This is a genomic window from Arthrobacter sp. K4-10C, assembly GCF_059090085.1.
In genome coordinates this window covers 116,104-133,776 of record NZ_JBNHFI010000008.1, presented here as the reverse complement: position 1 = coordinate 133,776, position 17,673 = coordinate 116,104, and the positions used below count along the sequence as shown (strand labels likewise).

Genomic DNA, 17,673 nt, shown 5'->3' with positions numbered 1-17,673 from the left:
GCCGTTCAGGTCGGTGACCCTAGGAAAGCGTCTGGGTGGGCAGGGTCAGGATCTCTGCTCCGCCGTCAGTGATGGCAATCGTGTGCTCACTGTGTGCTGTCCGGCAGCCTGTGGCACTCCGGAGCGTCCACCCGTCGTCATCAGTGATGAGCTCTGCCGTGTCCGCCATGACCCACGGTTCCAGTGCAAGCAGGAGCCCGGGGCGGAGCGTGAACCCGCGGCCCGGCCGCCCGGAGTTGGGTACGTGCGGGTCCTGGTGCATCGTTGATCCGATGCCGTGGCCACCGAACTGGGTGTTGATGGGGTATCCCGCCTGGCTAAGCACTGCGCCGATGGCATGGGAGATGTCCCCGATGCGGGCCCCGGGCCCGGCGGCGGCGATCCCCGCCGTAAGTGCCCGTTCCGTTGCGTCGATCAGTGCCACGCTCTCCGGGTTCTTCGTTTCGCCCACGATGAAGCTGATGGCAGAGTCTGCAGCCACTCCTCCCTTTAGGACGGCGAGGTCAAGGGTCAGGAGGTCACCGTCGGACAAGCTGTAGTCGTGCGGCAGTCCGTGAAGCACGGCGTCGTTGACCCCCGTGCAGATGTAGTGGCCAAACGGCCCGCGCCCGAAGGACGGCGCATAATCGACATAGCAGGACTCCGCGCCGGCCCCGATGATCATGTCACGGGCCCAGCGGTCGATGTCCAGGAGGTTGGTACCCACCCGGCAGCGGCTCTTCAGCGTGTGCAGGATGTTGGCAACCAGGGCGCCTGCGTCCCTTGCCCGGGCCACCTCGGCGGAGTTTAGGATTTCAATCATCTAGCGCCCTCCTCGCAACCAATAACAATACCGGCCATATTATCCCGGTATTACAATTGGAGCCATGGTGAGACTGCCCCTTACTTCCGCAGAGGTCGAACGCGGACAGCGCCTCGGTTCCTTATTGCGCCACGCCCGGGCGGGGCGCTCGATGCTCGAGGTCGCCCTCGATGCGAGGGTCTCGCCGGAGACGCTCCGGAAGATCGAATCGGGGCGCGTTGCCACACCGGCATTCCCCACCATCGCCGCCATCGCCGACGTTCTGGGACTCTCCCTCGATGCCGTATGGGCGGAGATCAGCAATCCCACGGGTGATGTTGAGCCGGGCACGTCCGGTGACGATACCCGCCAGCGGCTGGCCTCTTAACCGGCATGGCATAGAACTCATCCCACGGATTGCCGTCAGCCGGAAGGTCCCCCGGATCCACCAAAATCCCTGCTCAGTGGTTCCTCGATAGACGGCCCTGGGTACAGACGGCCGAAGTCTGGCCAGCTTTGAATGTCGCGCATTTGTGGCCAGTGTGGTGGTTCCCAGTCCTGGTGTGCCTTGGCGTGACGGGTCTCGATCGATTCGGGATGGTGGCGTTCCCGCCACGACCGCACCTTCCGCCGCAACCGCGCCGGCGGCAACTCCCCCGCAACACCCCCAGGGCCGGCCCCGTCAGCGCCCGTGCCAAGACCATCCACGCCCAGGAAGCGTGCCTCCAGGGCCGCAAACCCGCAGCGTCCAGGCCCGTGGCCTCCTCCACCAGGACCTGGGCGTTCTGCCACGACACCGCCCCGGCCTGCAACGCATCCAAAGCCGCCGGCAACGAGCCGGTCAACGCACGCGCCGCACCGACCAGCGCACCCGCCGCCCGCTCCCCGATCGTCAGGACGCAGGCGACCTCCGCGACCACAGCCATCTGCTGCCCGGCAGCCCACTGGGAACTGCAGGCCGGTTCCTCCAAGGCAGCGGCAGCCTCCGCGTACCCGGCCGCCAGCCGCACCTTCACCGCGGCAGTCGCAGCCTCGATCCTGGCAATCACCGCCAACCCGTCCAGGCAGTCATTGGCGTACCGCCGCAACGGATCAACACCATCAGCGGCTACATCATCGAAAACCGCGCCCGGACCACCGGCCACAACGCCAGCAAGCCCTTCAACAAAACCAGCCACCAACGCCACAGCAGCAGCAATACCGCCACCACCGCCCACGCCCTCCACTGCTTTGCCGTCCATAGATCAAGCATGCCAAGGGGGTCGGACAAAACAGCCTCTGGCTAAGGACTACTGGGCGGAATCGGAGTCAGGTTTTTTCGGCCGGTAGCCGGCAAGTTCGGCGCGGATGTCGCCTTCCTCATGCCCGCCCTTCTTTTTGCCGAACGGCAGTGCTTTCAGCAGCGGATGCACGATAGCCATGACCACGATGCCCCAAGCGAGCCCGATCACGGCTGAGCACAAGGTGTTCACGAGCCAGGCCAGGAAGCTGCCAACCACTGCGATCCCGGCGAAGGGGTGCTCGAGGACGTGGACTATGTCATACGGACCGTGCCAGCCGAGGTCGTAGGCCCCCTGCAGCATGATGTGGCCACCAACCCAAAGCATGGCGATCGTCCCGATGAAGGTTATTGCGGCCAGCACTGCGGGCATCCCCTTGACCAGCAGCTCGCCGAAGCGTTTGGAGCCCGCGGATTCTTTAGCGGCCAGGTGCAGGCCGATGTCGTCCATTTTGACGATCAGTCCGACGGCACCGTACACGAGCACCGTGATCACCAGGGCCACGACCACCAGGATAACCGCCCGGGACAACAAGGAGTCTGCTGCCACCTCGTTCATCGAGATGACCATGATCTCGCAGGACAGGATGAAGTCGGTTGTGATGGCGCCCTTGATAACCTTGGCCTCGGCCTCCGGACCCCGCTCGACCGCCGGCGCATCTTCGTCCGCGCTGTGGTGTCCCCGGAGCTTGTGCCAGACCTTCTCGGCACCCTCGTAGCAGAGGTACGTGCCTCCCAGCATGAGGATGAACGGGATGGCCCACGGGACGAACGCGCTGACGAGCAGCAGGGCCGGCAGGATGATCAACAGTTTGTTTCGGAGCGAACCCCAGAAGATCCGCTTGATCATCGGCAGTTCGCGGGACGGGTCCGCACCGGACACGTACTGCGGAGTGACCGCGGCGTCGTCGATGACCACGCCGGCGGCCTTGGCCCCCGCCTTGGCGGCTCCGGCAGCGATGTCGTCCACCGAGGCGGCCGCTATGCGGGCCAGGGCTGCGACGTCGTCCAGGAGGGCTACGAGTCCGCCGCTCACTGGTCACTCCCGTACTGCTGAAGGGCTGACGGCTTGGCATGGATGCTTCGGGTGGGACGCGAGATTGGCATGCTCGGAGTATATGTCGCGCGCATGACTGCGCGAGGATCCAAAGAGCGGATGTGCACACACAGATCGCCATCTATGCTGGACCACAAACAGAACTACAACGTTGGAGAAACGGTGCGAGCGTCACGAGCTGCCGATGAGGCCATTGCTGCGTCCCCGGCATCCCCGTCCCCCGCAACGGCGTCGGCCTTGGGTACCGCCCTGGCTCCCCTGCGCCCCGATGCCTTTGCCGTTCCTTACCGCGACCCGATCTGGGATGGCCCCACGGACCCTGTCCTGGTGGCCGACCACCTCAAGGGCGCGTGGGTGCTCTTCTATACGCAGCGCCGCGCCGCGAAACCGGGCCTCACCGGCGTCGAATGGGTGCACGGTACAAGGATCGGCGTCGCGCGGTCGCTGGACGGCGGTGCCACCTGGAACTACCAAGGCACTGTGGACGGCCTGCTGCCGCCCGGAACGGAAGAACCGGCAACCCTGTGGGCGCCCGACGTCGTACAGATTGGCGACCAGTGGATCATGTACCTCACAGTCCTGGGAGGCAGGCGGACGGACTGGACCGGGAACGCGGGCATCGTGCAGTTTGCCAGCAGCGACCTGGAACACTGGGAGTACCTGGGGGCCGTAGACCTGGGTTCGACACGGATGATCGATGCGGCCGTGGCCCGCTGCGGGGACGGCCGGCACCGGCTCTGGTACAAGGACGAAACCCGCGGCTCCAATACCTTCAGCGCGGTCAGTGACACGCCACAGGACCCGGCATCGTGGGTCCCCGAAGGCGTCGCGATTCCCGGCCGCCCCCACGAAGGACCCAAGGTGTTCCGGATGGCGGGGACGTACTGGATGCTCGTGGACGAATGGCGGGGCCAGGCCGTCTACCGCTCAGAGGACGCCACCGGCAACTGGACCCGGCAGGAAGACCTGGACGGCCTCATCCTCACAGCACCTGAAACATCAGGCGGAAGGCCCGTCGTCGGACGCCACGCCGACGTGGTGCCGCTCCCCGCCCAGGGGGATGGCACGGAGCGGGCCCTGCTTGTTTACTTCACGCACCCTTTCTGGGGTGGCGAGGACATCGACACTATGGAGCCGGACCCCCGCACGCGCCTCAGCCACGTCCGTGCAGCGGTCCTGGAAGTCCGCGACGGCAGCCTGGTCTGCATCGAGCACTAAGGAGCAACGCTGGTGACTATGAAGGCCGCCGACTGAAACAGCCCGCACGGCACAGCACCAACCAACAGCCAGCGACCAACAGCCACGACAAAGGGCCAGATCCTGGAACTATAAGCCAGCTGCTGCTGGCACCGGTCCAGATCTGGCCCTCTGCCTGCCTCGTGCGGGCCCACGGCCCCGAAGGGACTAGCTTCGCTGGGGAGACCCTAGCTCCACGGGGTCCTCGTCAGTCAGGTAGGCCAGCTCCGAGTGGGCGGCGAGGTCGATGCCGCGCATCTCGTCTTCCGGCTTGATGCGGAGTCCCACGGTCTTGTCCAGGATCTTGGCCAGGGCCCAGGTGATGCCGAACGAGTAGGCCAGGACGGTGACCGTCGCCAGTGCCTGCACGCCCAGGAGGTCAACGCCGCCGCCGTAGAAGAGCCCGTTGACGCCGTTGGGAGCAACATCGGTGGCGAAGAGGCCGATCAGCAGGGTGCCGAGGATGCCGCCCACCAGGTGGACGCCGACGACGTCGAGCGAGTCGTCGAAGCCGAGCCGGAACTTCAATTCAATCGCAAGCGAGCAAACCGCGCCGGCGATCAGGCCGATGGCGACTGCACCCAGCGGACTGACCGAACCACAGGCGGGGGTGATGGCGACCAGCGCGGAGATGAGGCCTGACGCGGCGCCCATGCTGGTGGCCGCTCCGTGGCGGAGGCGTTCGACCAGCGCCCACGCGAGGAGGCCGGCGGAGGCTGCCACGGCGGTGTTCAGGAAAACGACCGACGCCGACTGGCCGGCGGAAAGTGCCGAGCCGGCGTTGAAACCGAACCAGCCGACCCACAGCAGGCCCGCGCCCACGAGGACCAGCGGCCGGCTATGCGGCTTGGTGTGCTCCATCTTGGGCCAGCCCGAGCTCTTGCCGAGGACCAGTGCCAGGGCAAGGGCGGCAGCCCCTGCGTTCATGTGCACGGCCGTGCCGCCTGCGAAGTCGATGGCCTTGATGCCGTTGGCGATCCAGCCGCCGGTCACGCTGCCGTCCGCCGAAGAGAAGGCGAACACCCAGTGCGCAATGGGGAAGTAGACAACGGTGGCCCAGATACCTGCGAACAGCATCCAGGCGCCGAACTTCATGCGCCCTGCCGCCGCGCCGGCAACGAGGGCGGTGGTGACGCAGGCGAAGAACAACTGGAACGCGGCGAACAGGATGACCGGGATGGACGCCCCCTCGTCCGCGGCCAGCAGCTGCCCCATGCCGGGGAACTCTGTGACGTCACCGATCAGCCCCAGCCCGCCCACTGAGTTGCCGAAAGCCAGCGAGTAACCGAACAGGGCCCACAGGACGGCCACCAGGCTGGCACCGCCGAAGCACATCATCATCATGTTGAGAATGCGGCGCGAACCCACCATGCCCCCGTAAAACAGGGCCAGGGCGGGGATCATCATGCAGACCAGCGCTGCGCTGGCCAGAATCCAAGCGACATTTCCCGAATCCATTGGGAAACCCCTTTCGTGATGCGAGGAGAGAACGGAAATTGCCTGTCAGAGCCACTCCGGAGGAGAAAGGCGGAGTCAGTACCACGGTCGGCGGAGGCGGCTATTGCCGTCTGGTTCCAACTGTATGGCGGGCATTTTTGGCTGGGTTTCGGGTGTGTTAAATGACGGTTTCAGTCATCCACGTCGTGCATGGGCCCCGGCAGCCGCAGCCCCCGGGCGGCTAAGCTGGGAAAACCCGGGCATGCACGGCAAGCCCGCCGCGGAAGGACAGAAGCAGACATGGCGAGAGCGACAGTGCAGGACGTCGCCCGGACGGCGGGAGTGTCTGTGGGGACTGTCTCCCGGGTCCTGAACGGAAGTCCTGCCGTGAGCGCATCGAGCAGGGAAAAGGTGGCAGGAGCCATCCGCCAGCTCAATTACCGCCCCCTCGCCTCCGCCCGCGACCTGCGGCGCGACCGGACCATGCGGATCCTGGCCCTCGCGAAGAACCTGGACTCGCCCGTCATCAGCGAGGCCTTCCGTGGGGTGGGCGACGCCGCTGCCCTGTCCGGCTATGTCAGCCTCATCGCCCCAACGTCGGGGGACCCGGAGCGGGAACAACAGCTGGTGGACATGCTGCGCAACGGCTCCGTGGATGGGCTGCTCCTGTTTTCGCCGACCATGCCCGATGACGAGGTTGAGGCAGTGGCCACCCAGCTCAGCGTTGTGCAGTTGTGCGAAGTGGGAGACTCCGAGGCGGCGTTCGGCGTTTCCATCGATGACCGGCAGGCCGCGTTCGACATCACCCGGCACCTGATCGCAACCGGCAACCGGCGGCTGGGCATGATCGGCAACAGGGGGGCCCGTTCAGGGAGGCTGCGCGAGGAAGGCTTCCGCGCCGCGCTCGCGGAGGCAGGTTTGGCACCCGGACACATGCTGTTCGCGGGCGGCGGGTTCGACTTCCACGCCGGGCGCCGCCTCACCCGGGAACTGCTGGCCATGGACCCGCTGCCGGACGCTGTCTTTTGCGGCAGTGACACCGTTGCCGCCGGGTGCGTCCGGGAAATCACCGACGCGGGCCTGGCGGTGCCGGACGATGTTGCCGTTGCCGGTTTTGATGACTCAATCCAGGCGGAGATGTGCATCCCGGAACTGACCACCATCAGGCAGCCGGCGTACGACATGGGCCGCCTGGCCTTCGAAGCGCTCTTCGACCGAATGACCGGGCAGGGGGTGCCCCGCCGCGGCCGGACCCTGCTCCCCCACCAGCTGGTGGTACGGGATTCGACTGCGCGCTGAGAAGGGTTGACAGCCCGGAGCAGGCACTGCAAGAATTTTGGAATCGATTCCAAAAACTCCCGGGCAACACATTTGGTCCCGGCGTGGAATCGATTCCAACTACATCCGACGCGCGTGGTAAATCCCAACCCAAAGGAAGCAACCCTTGAACAACCAGCAGTCCGCCGGCCAGCAGCCAGCCGCCCCCGGAGAAGCACCCGCCACAGAACTGAGGGTCGGCGTCGTCGGCATCGGCTGGGCGGGGCAGCAGCATCTCAAGGCCTACGACGCTCTTCCGGGCGTCCGCATCGTCTCGCTGGCGGGAATGGAACAGGACCTCCGGACCTCGCTCCAGGCCGAGTACGCCATCCCCCACGCATTCGCGGACTGGAAGGACATGCTGGACCACGGCGGCCTGGACGCCATCAGTGTGGCAGTGCCCACCTTCCTGCATGCACCCATCGCCGTTGCGGCCCTCGAACGGGGCCTGCACGTCCTGAGCGAGAAGCCCATCGCCCGCAACGCCGTCGAGGGCCAGGCCATGGTTGAAGCGGCCCGCAAGGCGGGGCGCGTCCTGGACGTCGCCTTCAACCACCGCCGCCGCGGCGACATCCAGGCACTCAAGGAAGTCATCGACGCCGGCGGCCTGGGCCGTCCGTACTACGCCAAGGCGTCCTGGCTGCGCCGTTCCGGCATTCCGACGCTGGGCAGCTGGTTCACCAATCCCGAGCTGGCGGGCGGCGGACCCCTCGCGGACATCGGCGTCCATGCCCTTGACTATGCCCTGCACCTCCTCGGCGAACCGAAAGTGCTGGCCGTGTCCGCCGCCACCCACTCTGAGCTGGGCCCCCAGGGGCGGGGCGGCGGCAGCGCCTACTCGGCCCTGGCCTCCAGCCACGCCTTCGAAGTGGAAGACTTCGCTTTCGCGTTCCTGCGGCTGGAGGGCGGGCGGACGCTGCTGATCGAGGCAAGCTGGGCAACGTACCGGGAAACGGATGACCTGCTGGACTTCACGGTCTACGGGACCGACGGCGGCGCTGAGCTCAAGGTCCAGGGGGCACCTTTCCCGCAGGTCGGCCAGCTTCGGGTATTCACCGAGAAACAAGGCGAGAGCGCGGATTATGTGCCTCCCGTTGTCCCGGGCCGGGCGCACGATGCAGTGGTGGAGGATTTTGTGACTGCCGTGCGCGGCGGGGAACAGGTCTGGGGTGAGCATGACGGATCCCTGGCGCTCTACCGGGCACAGATTATCGACGCGTGCTACCAGTCCGCGCGGGAGCAAAGGGAGGTTCGTCTCTGATGGGAGAAAAATTGAGGATCCGGGTCTGGAACGAAGGCGTCCATGAGGCAAACAACGAGCCAGCCCATATCGGGGAGATCTACCCTGACGGCATCCATGGCGCCATCGCCGCGGGGCTCCGCTCCTGCTACCCTGAGGCGGATATTACGACGGCGGTCCTCGCCACCGACGATGAGCACGGCCTCGGCGAGGAGGTGCTCGCCGATACGGACGTCCTGCTCTGGTGGGGACACGTTGCGCACCACGAGGTGAGCGACGCCGTCGTCGAACGCGTCCAGCGCCATGTCCTGGGCGGGATGGGACTGATCGTGCTCCATTCGGGGCACTTCGCCAAGATATTCACCCGGCTGCTGGGCACCAGCTGTTCGCTGGCGTGGCGGAACGACGGCGAACGCGAGCTCGTGTGGACCGTGAAGCCGTCGCATCCCATCGCTGAGGGCGTGGACAACCCCATCGTCATCCCGGAGCAGGAGATGTACGGGGAGCTGTTCGACATCCCGGACCCGGACGACCTGATCTTCATCAGCTCGTTCGCCGGCGGCGAGGTGTTCCGTTCCGGCGTCACGTTCACCCGCGGCAAGGGGCGCATCTTCTACTTCAGCCCCGGGGACCAGGAATACCCTGTGTACCATCACCCGCAGATCCAGCGGGTGCTGGCCAACGGCGTGCGGTGGGCCGCACAGCCCGGACTGGAGCGCTCGACCCCGGTGGTGACGAACCCCTCGCGGGAATGGTTCGAAGAGGCCTAGGACGACAGTTGCGGCTTTCCCCATAGCCGCACCGCGCCGCAGCGGGTACAACTGAGAGATGACTTCATCAGCGCTGGTACTAGGCCCCATGATGCGGTTCGTGGATCAGACGACGGCGAGCATCTGGGTTGAAACCCGGGATTCCGCCCAGGTGACGGTTCGGGCAGGCGGCGCGGAGTGGGAAGCAGGCACCTTCGCAGTCCACGGACACCATTACGCGCTGGTTGACATCAGGGGGCTTGAGCCCGGGACGGTGACGCCTTACACGGTGGAGATCGACGGCCGCGAGGTCTGGCCGGAACCGGGGCAGGGCTTCCCGCCGCCGGTGATCGCCACGCTCAAACCGGGCAAGCCGCTGCGGCTGGCGTTCGGTTCCTGCCGGACCAGCGTCCTGCATGATGCCTCCGGCAACCGCACGCATGGCGTGGATGCTCTGCGGGCCTACGCGCTGGAGATGATGTCCGGGACATCTGAGCGGTGGCCTGACCTGGTGGCGTTCCTCGGCGACCAGGTCTACGCCGACGCCACCAGCCGGCAGATGCAGGAGTTCATCAAATCCCGCCGGGACATCAAGAAGCCCCCGGGCGAAGAACTGCAGGACTACGAGGAATACGCCCACCTCTACTTCCTTGCGTGGTCCGATCCCGCCAACCGCTGGCTCCTCTCCACCCTGCCGAGCGCCATGATCTTTGACGACCACGACATCCGGGATGACTGGAATTCCTCCAGGACGTGGCGGGAGTCGATGCACAACAAGCAATGGTGGCACCGCCGGATCGTCGCTGGCCTTGCGTCCTACTGGGTGTACCAGCATCTGGGAAACCTTTCACCGCAGGAGCGCGCCGCGGACCCCATCTGGCAGGTCCTCGCCGCGCATCCGGACGGAACCGAGCCCGACATCAGCACCGACTTGGACAGCCTTGCCGAACGCGCGGACCGCCATCCGGAAGCATACCGGTGGAGCTTCTGCCGCGATTTTGGCGATACCCGGCTCATTGTGGTGGATTCGCGGGCCGCCCGGAACCTGGCGCCGGACCGCCGCGCCCTGCTGGACGACGCCGAAATGGCCTGGCTGGATGAGCGCATGCGCGGCGGCTTCCGCCACCTGCTGCTGGCCACGTCCCTGCCGTTCCTGCTCCCGATGGGACTGCACCATCTGGAGTCGTGGGACGAGGCGGTCTCCGAAGGCGCATGGGGAAAGCTCGCGTCGCGGGCGGGCGAGAAACTGCGGCAGGCGTTCGACCTGGAGCACTGGGCGGCCTTCGAAAAGAGCTTCCGGCAGGTGGCGGCAATGGCCGGGGAGGTAGCAGACGGCCGGCGCGGTCCGGCGCCGGAGACAGTCACTTTCCTCTCCGGCGATGTCCACTTTTCCTACATCTCGGAGGTGGAGCGCAGTTCCGGAAGCAGGATTGTCCAGGCAGTCTGCTCCCCCATACGCAACCCGCTGCCCCGGCTGCTGAGGTCCTTCGGCGCGGTCATGTCCTACGGCCTGGCCACCCCCCTCGGGGCGCTTGCCGCCCGTTCGGCCAAGGTTCCGGACCTGGATTTCCGCTGGTCCACGGTCAAGGGTCCATGGTTCGACAACAACCTGGCCTGCCTCGAGATTGCTGCTGAGGGGCTGAAGCTGTGGTGGCAGCGGGGCGTGGTGGACGGCGGCGACGACCTGCATCCCCGGCTGGAACGCGTCGCCGAAATGACTATCGCTCCGCGCAGGGCCGGGGAACCGGCCAGGGAACCGCATTAGGGTACGCGCTACGGGCTCGGGCGCGGTACCGCTCTCACGCAGTGCACCCTTCCCGGCCGGATCCGCGCAGCCGGGCCACGAGCGTGGCGGCGAGCATCGCCGTCGTTATCTCCAGCCCAATGACCAGCAGCAACTGCGCGCTTCCGGCCGGGCCGGCAGCGGACGACGCCGGACCCCCGCCGTGGACGTGCCCCGCACCGCCCGGCCCCAGCAGCAGCGCGGCATGAAGGATGGCCATCGCCACGGCCGCGGCTGTTACCCGGTGGAGTGCACCCACGCTGCCATGGCGCCAGATGTGGAAGGTGCATGGGACGCAGACGGCGGCGAGCGCCGTCATCAGGAGGGCCAGCCACGGGCTGTGGTGGCCGGAGGCGGCGAGCCAGCCATGAACCACGCAGGACATGGCGGTCACAAGCGCGCATAACCGTGGATGCAGGACGGGCCCGGCTGCCCGGACCCGTCCCGCCGCCGTCGTCGTCGTCACTTTTCCTGGACCTGGCCGCTAGTGGCAGCCGCCGGCGCCGGCGTTGCCCCCTCCGGCACCCGCGCTGTGGCAGGCCGACGTCGGATTGGCGTTGGCCGGGACGTCAAGGACGGGGCTGCGGTCGAAGAAGCCCTCGGGGCGGAGCTTGAAGCCGACGGTGTCCACGGGCATGATGGGCCAGTCCTCCACCCGGGGGAAGTGGGTCAGGCCGAAGGTGTGCCAGAGGACGATATCCTGGCCGTCGATATTCCTGTCCTGTGCCACGTATTCGGGCAGCCCTGCCCCGCCGGCGTGCTGGTTCACGAAGTCGCCTGTGGGGTAGCGTTCCTCCTCGGCGTAGCGCGTGACCCAGAGGTCCTTGGTGGCAAACGCGGCCCGGCTGGCGATGGAGGATCCGGGGTCGGCCAGCAGGGTGGGCTGGTTTTCGGCATGCAGCTTGTAGCCGACCGGCTCCCCCAGGCGGTTGCGGGATTCGGGGTTGGAGATGATCCAGGTCCGGCCTGCGCGGGCGTCGGCCTCACGGACCCCTTCGGATTCGCGGGTGAGGACCGTGCGCTTGCGGGAGAAGGCGTTGCCACGCTCGTTGCCCGGGCCCATGGCCTGGCGGACCACGTCCTCCTCTTCCACCCTGTTGGTGAGCCCGTCGATGGCCATGTCCAGCCGTGCGCTGAACAGGTGCTGGTGGAAAGGCGCGCCCAGGCCCGGGGCGAGCTGGGAGATGTTGTCCGAACCGCCTTCAGGAAAGGCGGAGGTGAAAACGACGCCGGTGGCCTTGGCCTCGAACTCGATGGTGCCGTCCAGGTAGAGGTACCAGTAGAAGCCGTAGTCGTAGTTGCCGATGGTGGTGAAGAAGGAGATCACCAGGCGGCGGTTGCGGCGGGTGTAGTTGATGCCGGACCACAGGTCGGAGTGCTTGGAGAGAATGCCCCAGTCCTCCTCGTGCATGCAGATGCCGTTGCGGATCTCCCGGGGGTTGCCGAAGGCGTCCGAGATGACCGGGCTGAGGTAGGTGATGTCGCCCAGGCAGTCGCAGCCCAGCTCCAGCGAGTTTGCATACTGGCCCACCAGGTACTCGCCGGTGTCGAAGTAGTTCTGCCAGGACCGGATGGGCGAGGGATCGCCGTACGGGACCACCATTTCGGCGATGGAGGCGCGGTTGATGATGGGCCGCCTGCGGTCCCCGTCGTCGAAGGCGACGTTATGCAGGACAACCCCTTCGCGGACATCGAAGCCGACGTCCACGCTCCACTTCTCCCACTCCACATGGTTGCCGCCCGTGACCGAGAAGCTGGGGCCTTCCGGCTGGGTGATGCTGATCGGCTTCTGGGTGGTCCGCAGCGGACCGGTCAACTCGGGGTCTGTGTAGTTGCCGTGCTCGGCCGGGACCGGCATGGGACCGAGGTCCAGCACTTGGGTGACCTCCTTGTTCACCACGTCCACGTAGGCCACCAGACCGTCCACGGGATGCGCCCACGCGCTGTCCTCGGGGAAGTCCTGGACGAACGCCAGGCCCCGCAGGATCCGGCGGCCCTTCTCCTCGGCATATCCAAAGACGCCCGCCGAAAGCGGCGCCACACGCACCTTTTCAACATCCAGGCCCCGGTCCCCCAAAGCCTTGAGCCAGCGTGCGTCGGCGGCAAGGAGGGACTCCACCAGCTCGAATTCCTCCTCAAGGACCGGCAATTCGCCGGTCGCCGCGGTATCGAGTTCGACGGCGGACAGCACCTTTTGCTGCGTTACCGAGACGATGACGTCGTGCGGCGCCGCGCCGGAGACGTCGTGGATGAAGACGCGGAAGCGGCGGTCCGCTTCATGCGCTGCCGCGCCCCGTGGTGGCTCCAGGAGGCCCAGGTATGCGATGCGGTGCTGCGGCTGGAGGTGCCCTGCGGCCTGCAGGATGGACCGCGCCTCAAGTATTTCCGGCGCGGTCGCCAGGCTGAATGCGGATGCAATGTGGGCTGGTGCAAGAGTCATGTGAAACCTTTGTCCGGACCGCTGGCGGTCACTGGTTTTTTATTTTCTATACTTGTAGAGAATAAACGTCCGTAACATGGCTCACAAGAGCTGATCGAAGAAATTCCTGGGAGTGGCCGCGGTGCCGAAGATAGTTGACCATGACGAGCGCCGTCTGGAACTCGTGGATGCCACGTGGCGGATCATCGCCCGGCAGGGACTTGAAGGGGCCACTATGCGGGAGATCGCCATGGAGGCCGGTTTTGCCAATGGGGCTCTCAAACCCTACTTCCCTACCAAGGACACCCTCCTTGAGTTTGCCTTCGGCCACGTGTTCAACCGGACCAACGAACGGATCGCGGAGGTGACTGCGGGAAAAACCGGCCTCGAAGCACTTCAGGCCTTCTGCCGGGAAGTACTCCCCCTGGATGAGGAGCGCATCAATGAAGCGCGGATCGTCCTCCCGTTTTGGCAGAAAGCCGTCAATGACCCCCGGAAGGCGCAGATCCACCAGGAGTCCATGGATGCCTGGCTGCATACCATCCGGCGATTCTTGTCAGAGGCGCGGGACAGCGGCGACGTCCGCGCCGCCGTCGACGATTCCGTCCTTGCCGGCCAGCTCCTGAACATGCTGCTCGGCGCGCAGATCGAGGCGGCCCTGGCGCCGGAAGGCCGGGCGGACTTTGGCCATGCCGCCCAGCTCGACGGCTACCTTGCCCTGCTCACCGCCTGACACCGCAGATGACGATTCCCGAAAACGTCGAAACTCCGGACATCCTGGTTGACCTCGACATCCTCGACAGGAACATCACCCGCATGGCGGACACTGTCCGCGCCAACGGGCTCACCCTTCGCCCCCACGCCAAGACACACAAGATCCCGGAGATTGCAGCCCGCCAGCTTGCGGCCGGCGCCACGGGACTGACGGTGGCAACCATCGGCGAGGCGGAAGTCTTCGCAGCGGCCGGAGCGGAGGACCTGTTCATCGCCTACCCCTTATGGATGTCGGACCGGAAGGCTGATCGGCTCCGGCGCCTGGCGGACAAGGCGGCGGTTGCCGTCGGCGTGGACTCCGCCTCGGGCGCCGCCCGGCTCGGACACGCCCTTGGACGGGCTGCGGGGAGCGTCAGCGTGTTGGTGGAGATCGACAGCGGCCATCACCGCAGCGGCGTCCGCCCGGAAGGGGCAGCGCTGGTTGCGCGGGCAGCTTCCGACGCCGGCCTGGACGTTGCGGGCATCTTCACCTTTCCCGGCCACAGCTACGCCCCGGGCATGCCGGCTAAGGCGTTGGCGCAGGAGCAGGAGGCGCTCCTGCTCGCAGCGGAAGCACTGGCGGCAGCCGGCTTCCATCCGAGGGTGCGAAGCGGGGGCTCAACCCCCACCGCCCTGCTCACCGACAGTTCCGCTGCCACGGAGGTGCGCCCGGGCGTCTACGTCTTCGGCGACGCCCAGCAGCTGGAGCTGGGCCGGTGCGAGGCAGGGGACATCGCACTTACGGTGGCCGCCACCGTGGTGAGCCGCCACGACGTGGAACCTGGCGCCCCGGAGCGGTTCATCATCGATGCCGGCAGCAAGGTCCTGGGCAGCGACCGGCCCGCCTGGGCCAGCGGGTACGGGCGGCTGATCGATCATCCGGAGGCGAGGATCACCGTCCTTTCGGAGCACCACGCCACCGTGGAGTGGCACAGCCGGGAAGCCCCGCCTTCGCTGGGCGCACGCCTCCGCGTCATCCCGAACCACGTCTGCCTGGCCATCAACCTGGTCGATGATGTTGCCGTCACCAGCAACGGGAACCTGGTGGACCGCTGGCGGGTGGCAGCCCGCGGCAAAAACGCGTAGCCGCCGTGCCCCCATGGGGGCCCTGGGTGTTTTTCGACGACTGTTGAAAAAAAGTTTGCCCGGCGCTAGCCTGATTGGACTGTGTCCCAGGACACAGCTTCCGGGGGAAACGTCAGATGGCCATCCGTTGTCGTCAGGATCATCCATGCCAGCAGCAAACGCAGTCCAGTCAGCGGCCGGGGCCGCCGACCAAAACCTCACAACCCGCACCGCCATATCCTTCGACCACTGGAAGCACCTGGTGGCCGAATCCTTCGTGCCGCTTGCGGCAAGGACTGGGGACACTGACAGCTTCCGCGGGCAGATGCGCTCCCGCGTGCTGGACAGGATGTCCATTGTGGAAGTCAGCGCCACGTCCCACGAGGTGCACCGCACGCCTGCGCTAATCGCCCAGGCCAACGAGCGCTATTTCAAGCTGAACCTGCAACTGGAGGGCACCGGCCTGCTGGTCCAGGACAATCGCGAGGCGGTCCTGCGGCCCGGAGACCTTGCCATTTACGACACCAACCGGCCCTACACGCTCACTTTCGAGGATCAGGCACGGCTCATGGTGGTGATGTTTCCCTGCGATGCATTGTCACTGCCAACGGAGTACGTGGGACAGCTCGCTGCCGTCCGCATGGACGCCACGGGCCTCAGCGGAATCGTTGGGCAATTCATCCGCCAGCTCGCCTGGAATCTCGAGGTCCTGAACGGCCCCAGCGGCTCCCGGCTGGCAACCAACGTCCTCGACCTGGTCTCCACCATGCTGCATGCCGAGATGGACATAACCCCGGACCGGATGAAGCCGCAGGCACTCCTTGCCGTGTCCATCCGGGAATACATAGAAGCCAACCTTTCGGACCCGATGCTGTCACCGGCCAGCATTGCCGCAGCGCACTTCATCTCCACCCGGCACCTGCACAACGTCTTCCACGAGTCCGGCACCACGGTGGCCAGCTGGATCCGAAGCCAGCGCCTGGACGGTGCACGCCGGGACCTGCGGGACCCGCTGCACGCCGGAAAACCGGTAGGGGCCATCGCCGCGCGGTGGGGTTTCCTGGACGCCGCGCACTTCAGCCGGGCCTTCCGGGACGCCTTCGGCGCCTCACCGAGCGACTGGCGGCGGGGCGGCTAGACCATCCCGCTAAATCAAGCCCTGCGCCAGCATGGCTTCCGCCACTTTGACGAAACCGCCGATATTGGCGCCCAGGACGTAGTTTCCCGGATCCCCGTACTCGTCGGCAGTGGCCGCACAGCGGTGGTGGATTCCCACCATGATGTCCGTCAAGCGTTCCTCCGTGTGCTCAAAGGACCACGAATCCCGGCTCGCGTTCTGCTGCATCTCCAGGGCCGAGGTGGCCACGCCGCCGGCGTTGGCGGCCTTGCCGGGGCCAAAGAGCACCCCGGCCTCCTGGAAGACGGCGACGGCGTCGCGGGTGGACGGCATGTTGGCCCCCTCGCCCACCGCAACCAGACCGCTCCGCACCAGCCTGGCGGCAGCACCGCCGTCGAGCTCGTTCTGCGTGGCGCATGGCAGCGCCACGGTCGCGTCAACGTCCCACACCGACCCGCCTTCCACATAGGAAACGCCGGGACGGCGGGCCGCGTAATCCTTGAGCCGGCCGCGTTCCACTTCCTTGACCTCGCGCAGGAGAGCGACGTCGATCCCCGCCTCGTCCACGATGTAGCCGGAGGAGTCGGAGCAGGCTACCACGGTGGCGCCAAGGGCCCGGGCCTTGGCTATGGCGTTGATGGCCACGTTCCCGGAGCCAGAGACCACCACACGCTGGCCGTCGAAGGAAGTTCCGCGGGTCTTCAGCATCTCCTGGGTGAAGATCACCGTGCCAAAGCCGGTGGCCTCGGGCCGCACCAGCGAGCCGCCCCAGGAGATCCCCTTGCCGGTCAGTACCCCGGATTCGTACCGGTTGGTGATGCGCTTGTACTGGCCGAAGAGGTAGCCGATTTCACGTCCGCCCACGCCGATGTCACCGGCCGGGACGTCTGTGTATTCGCCGATATGCCGGTACAGCTCGGTCATGAAGGACTGGCAGAACCGCATCACCTCGGCGTCGCTGCGGCCGCGCGGGTCGAAGTCGGAGCCGCCCTTGCCGCCGCCGATCGGCATGCCGGTAAGGGCGTTCTTGAAGATCTGCTCGAAGCCCAGGAACTTCACGATGCCCAGGTAGACGGACGGGTGGAACCGAAGCCCGCCCTTGTAGGGTCCCAGCGCGGAGTTGAACTCCACCCGGAATCCCCGGTTGATTTGCACGCGACCCGCGTCGTCCGTCCACGGCACGCGGAAGATGATTTGGCGCTCGGGTTCACAGAGGCGCTCCAGGATGGCGGCGTCCAGGAATTCAGGGTGCCTGTCGTGGACGGGGCCGAGGCTTTCAAAGACCTCCACCACAGCCTGGTGGAACTCCGCTTCGCCGGGATTCCTTGCCAGGACGGTATCCCTGATGGCCTCCAGCCGTGCATCCATGAACTGTTTCCTAACCTCTGGACGGCATGTCGGTACCGCCCGCCGCTAAAACTTGTTTCTTCAACTTATCCG

Annotated in this window: 16 protein-coding genes; 9 read left to right on the top strand and 7 right to left on the bottom strand. The window is 66.3% G+C overall.

The window, feature by feature from the left end; all coding sequences use genetic code 11:
* Positions 1 to 19: 19 nt before the first annotated feature.
* Positions 20 to 802, bottom strand: coding sequence for a type I methionyl aminopeptidase (gene map / locus AC5RUU_RS12825; protein WP_493975584.1), 783 nt, complete (start codon positions 800 to 802; stop codon positions 20 to 22).
* Between the two features lie 64 nt (positions 803 to 866).
* Here map and AC5RUU_RS12820 point away from each other — a divergent pair, with 64 nt between their 5' ends.
* A complete protein-coding gene (locus tag AC5RUU_RS12820) occupies positions 867 to 1,169 on the top strand; it encodes a helix-turn-helix domain-containing protein (RefSeq protein WP_493975583.1) in 303 nt (100 codons plus the stop codon).
* Positions 1,170 to 1,242: 73 nt separating this feature from the next.
* Here the strand turns inward: AC5RUU_RS12820 and AC5RUU_RS12815 are convergent, their stop codons facing one another.
* Positions 1,243 to 2,022 (bottom strand): hypothetical protein, encoded by a 780-nt coding sequence (locus AC5RUU_RS12815; protein ID WP_493975582.1) that lies wholly within the window; start codon positions 2,020 to 2,022, stop codon positions 1,243 to 1,245.
* Positions 2,023 to 2,070: 48 nt separating this feature from the next.
* Positions 2,071 to 3,096 carry a DUF808 domain-containing protein gene (locus tag AC5RUU_RS12810; protein ID WP_493975581.1) on the bottom strand — a complete coding sequence of 342 codons (1,026 nt, stop codon included), beginning with the start codon at positions 3,094 to 3,096 and terminating at the stop codon, positions 2,071 to 2,073.
* 183 nt (positions 3,097 to 3,279) lie between these two features.
* Between AC5RUU_RS12810 and AC5RUU_RS12805 the strand changes: the two genes are divergently transcribed.
* Entirely contained in the window at positions 3,280 to 4,335 is a 1,056-nt protein-coding gene (locus AC5RUU_RS12805; protein WP_493975580.1) for a family 43 glycosylhydrolase, read from the top strand.
* Between the two features lie 186 nt (positions 4,336 to 4,521).
* Here the strand turns inward: AC5RUU_RS12805 and AC5RUU_RS12800 are convergent, their stop codons facing one another.
* The gene (locus AC5RUU_RS12800; RefSeq protein WP_493975579.1) at positions 4,522 to 5,811 is read right to left on the bottom strand and encodes an ammonium transporter; all 1,290 of its coding nucleotides are present in this window, start codon (positions 5,809 to 5,811) and stop codon (positions 4,522 to 4,524) included.
* Between the two features lie 279 nt (positions 5,812 to 6,090).
* Here AC5RUU_RS12800 and AC5RUU_RS12795 point away from each other — a divergent pair, with 279 nt between their 5' ends.
* From AC5RUU_RS12795 to AC5RUU_RS12780, 4 genes are all read left to right on the top strand, one after another.
* Complete coding sequence (locus tag AC5RUU_RS12795) at positions 6,091 to 7,089, top strand: LacI family DNA-binding transcriptional regulator (RefSeq protein WP_493975578.1); 999 nt, start codon at positions 6,091 to 6,093, stop codon at positions 7,087 to 7,089.
* Between the two features lie 145 nt (positions 7,090 to 7,234).
* Positions 7,235 to 8,368: a Gfo/Idh/MocA family protein gene (locus tag AC5RUU_RS12790; RefSeq protein WP_493975577.1), complete on the top strand. Its 1,134-nt coding sequence runs from the start codon at positions 7,235 to 7,237 to the stop codon at positions 8,366 to 8,368.
* On the top strand, positions 8,368 to 9,117 hold the full coding sequence (locus tag AC5RUU_RS12785) for a ThuA domain-containing protein (RefSeq protein ID WP_493975576.1): 750 nt from the start codon (positions 8,368 to 8,370) through the stop codon (positions 9,115 to 9,117). Before AC5RUU_RS12790 ends, AC5RUU_RS12785 begins: the two co-directional genes overlap by 1 nt.
* 58 nt (positions 9,118 to 9,175) lie before the next feature.
* Positions 9,176 to 10,861, top strand: coding sequence for an alkaline phosphatase D family protein (locus AC5RUU_RS12780; RefSeq protein WP_493975575.1), 1,686 nt, complete (start codon positions 9,176 to 9,178; stop codon positions 10,859 to 10,861).
* 34 nt (positions 10,862 to 10,895) lie between these two features.
* Here AC5RUU_RS12780 and AC5RUU_RS12775 read toward each other — a convergent pair whose 3' ends face one another.
* Positions 10,896 to 11,345 carry a hypothetical protein gene (locus tag AC5RUU_RS12775; protein WP_493975574.1) on the bottom strand — a complete coding sequence of 150 codons (450 nt, stop codon included), beginning with the start codon at positions 11,343 to 11,345 and terminating at the stop codon, positions 10,896 to 10,898.
* 18 nt (positions 11,346 to 11,363) lie between these two features.
* The gene (locus tag AC5RUU_RS12770; RefSeq protein WP_493975573.1) at positions 11,364 to 13,319 is read right to left on the bottom strand and encodes a primary-amine oxidase; all 1,956 of its coding nucleotides are present in this window, start codon (positions 13,317 to 13,319) and stop codon (positions 11,364 to 11,366) included.
* 121 nt (positions 13,320 to 13,440) lie between these two features.
* On the opposite strand from AC5RUU_RS12770, the gene AC5RUU_RS12765 reads away from it, so the two are divergent.
* The 3 genes from AC5RUU_RS12765 to AC5RUU_RS12755 all read left to right on the top strand — a co-directional run bounded on the left by AC5RUU_RS12765 (position 13,441) and on the right by AC5RUU_RS12755 (position 16,254).
* Positions 13,441 to 14,031 carry a TetR/AcrR family transcriptional regulator gene (locus tag AC5RUU_RS12765; protein ID WP_493975572.1) on the top strand — a complete coding sequence of 197 codons (591 nt, stop codon included), beginning with the start codon at positions 13,441 to 13,443 and terminating at the stop codon, positions 14,029 to 14,031.
* Positions 14,032 to 14,039: 8 nt separating this feature from the next.
* Positions 14,040 to 15,137: an alanine racemase gene (locus AC5RUU_RS12760; RefSeq protein ID WP_493975571.1), complete on the top strand. Its 1,098-nt coding sequence runs from the start codon at positions 14,040 to 14,042 to the stop codon at positions 15,135 to 15,137.
* Between the two features lie 145 nt (positions 15,138 to 15,282).
* Positions 15,283 to 16,254: an AraC-like ligand-binding domain-containing protein gene (locus AC5RUU_RS12755; RefSeq protein ID WP_493975570.1), complete on the top strand. Its 972-nt coding sequence runs from the start codon at positions 15,283 to 15,285 to the stop codon at positions 16,252 to 16,254.
* A 9-nt stretch (positions 16,255 to 16,263) separates the two neighbouring features.
* On the opposite strand, the gene gdhA is transcribed toward AC5RUU_RS12755, so the two are convergent.
* Complete coding sequence (gdhA, locus tag AC5RUU_RS12750) at positions 16,264 to 17,601, bottom strand: NADP-specific glutamate dehydrogenase (RefSeq protein ID WP_493975569.1); 1,338 nt, start codon at positions 17,599 to 17,601, stop codon at positions 16,264 to 16,266.
* Positions 17,602 to 17,673: the final 72 nt, after the last annotated feature.

What these genes read in the sequence shown, in the direction of transcription:
- AC5RUU_RS12820 (WP_493975583.1), top strand. Translation starts at nt 867, where the DNA reads ATGGTGAGACTGCCCCTTACTTCCGCAGAGGTCGAACGCGGACAGCGC.
- AC5RUU_RS12755 (WP_493975570.1), top strand. Translation starts at nt 15,283, where the DNA reads ATGCCAGCAGCAAACGCAGTCCAGTCAGCGGCCGGGGCCGCCGACCAA.
- AC5RUU_RS12815 (WP_493975582.1), bottom strand. Translation starts at nt 2,022, where the DNA reads ATGGACGGCAAAGCAGTGGAGGGCGTGGGCGGTGGTGGCGGTATTGCT.
- map (WP_493975584.1), bottom strand. Translation starts at nt 802, where the DNA reads ATGATTGAAATCCTAAACTCCGCCGAGGTGGCCCGGGCAAGGGACGCA.
- AC5RUU_RS12795 (WP_493975578.1), top strand. Translation starts at nt 6,091, where the DNA reads ATGGCGAGAGCGACAGTGCAGGACGTCGCCCGGACGGCGGGAGTGTCT.
- gdhA (WP_493975569.1), bottom strand. Translation starts at nt 17,601, where the DNA reads ATGGATGCACGGCTGGAGGCCATCAGGGATACCGTCCTGGCAAGGAAT.
- AC5RUU_RS12760 (WP_493975571.1), top strand. Translation starts at nt 14,040, where the DNA reads ATGACGATTCCCGAAAACGTCGAAACTCCGGACATCCTGGTTGACCTC.
- AC5RUU_RS12770 (WP_493975573.1), bottom strand. Translation starts at nt 13,319, where the DNA reads ATGACTCTTGCACCAGCCCACATTGCATCCGCATTCAGCCTGGCGACC.
- AC5RUU_RS12800 (WP_493975579.1), bottom strand. Translation starts at nt 5,811, where the DNA reads ATGGATTCGGGAAATGTCGCTTGGATTCTGGCCAGCGCAGCGCTGGTC.
- AC5RUU_RS12785 (WP_493975576.1), top strand. Translation starts at nt 8,368, where the DNA reads ATGGGAGAAAAATTGAGGATCCGGGTCTGGAACGAAGGCGTCCATGAG.
- AC5RUU_RS12780 (WP_493975575.1), top strand. Translation starts at nt 9,176, where the DNA reads ATGACTTCATCAGCGCTGGTACTAGGCCCCATGATGCGGTTCGTGGAT.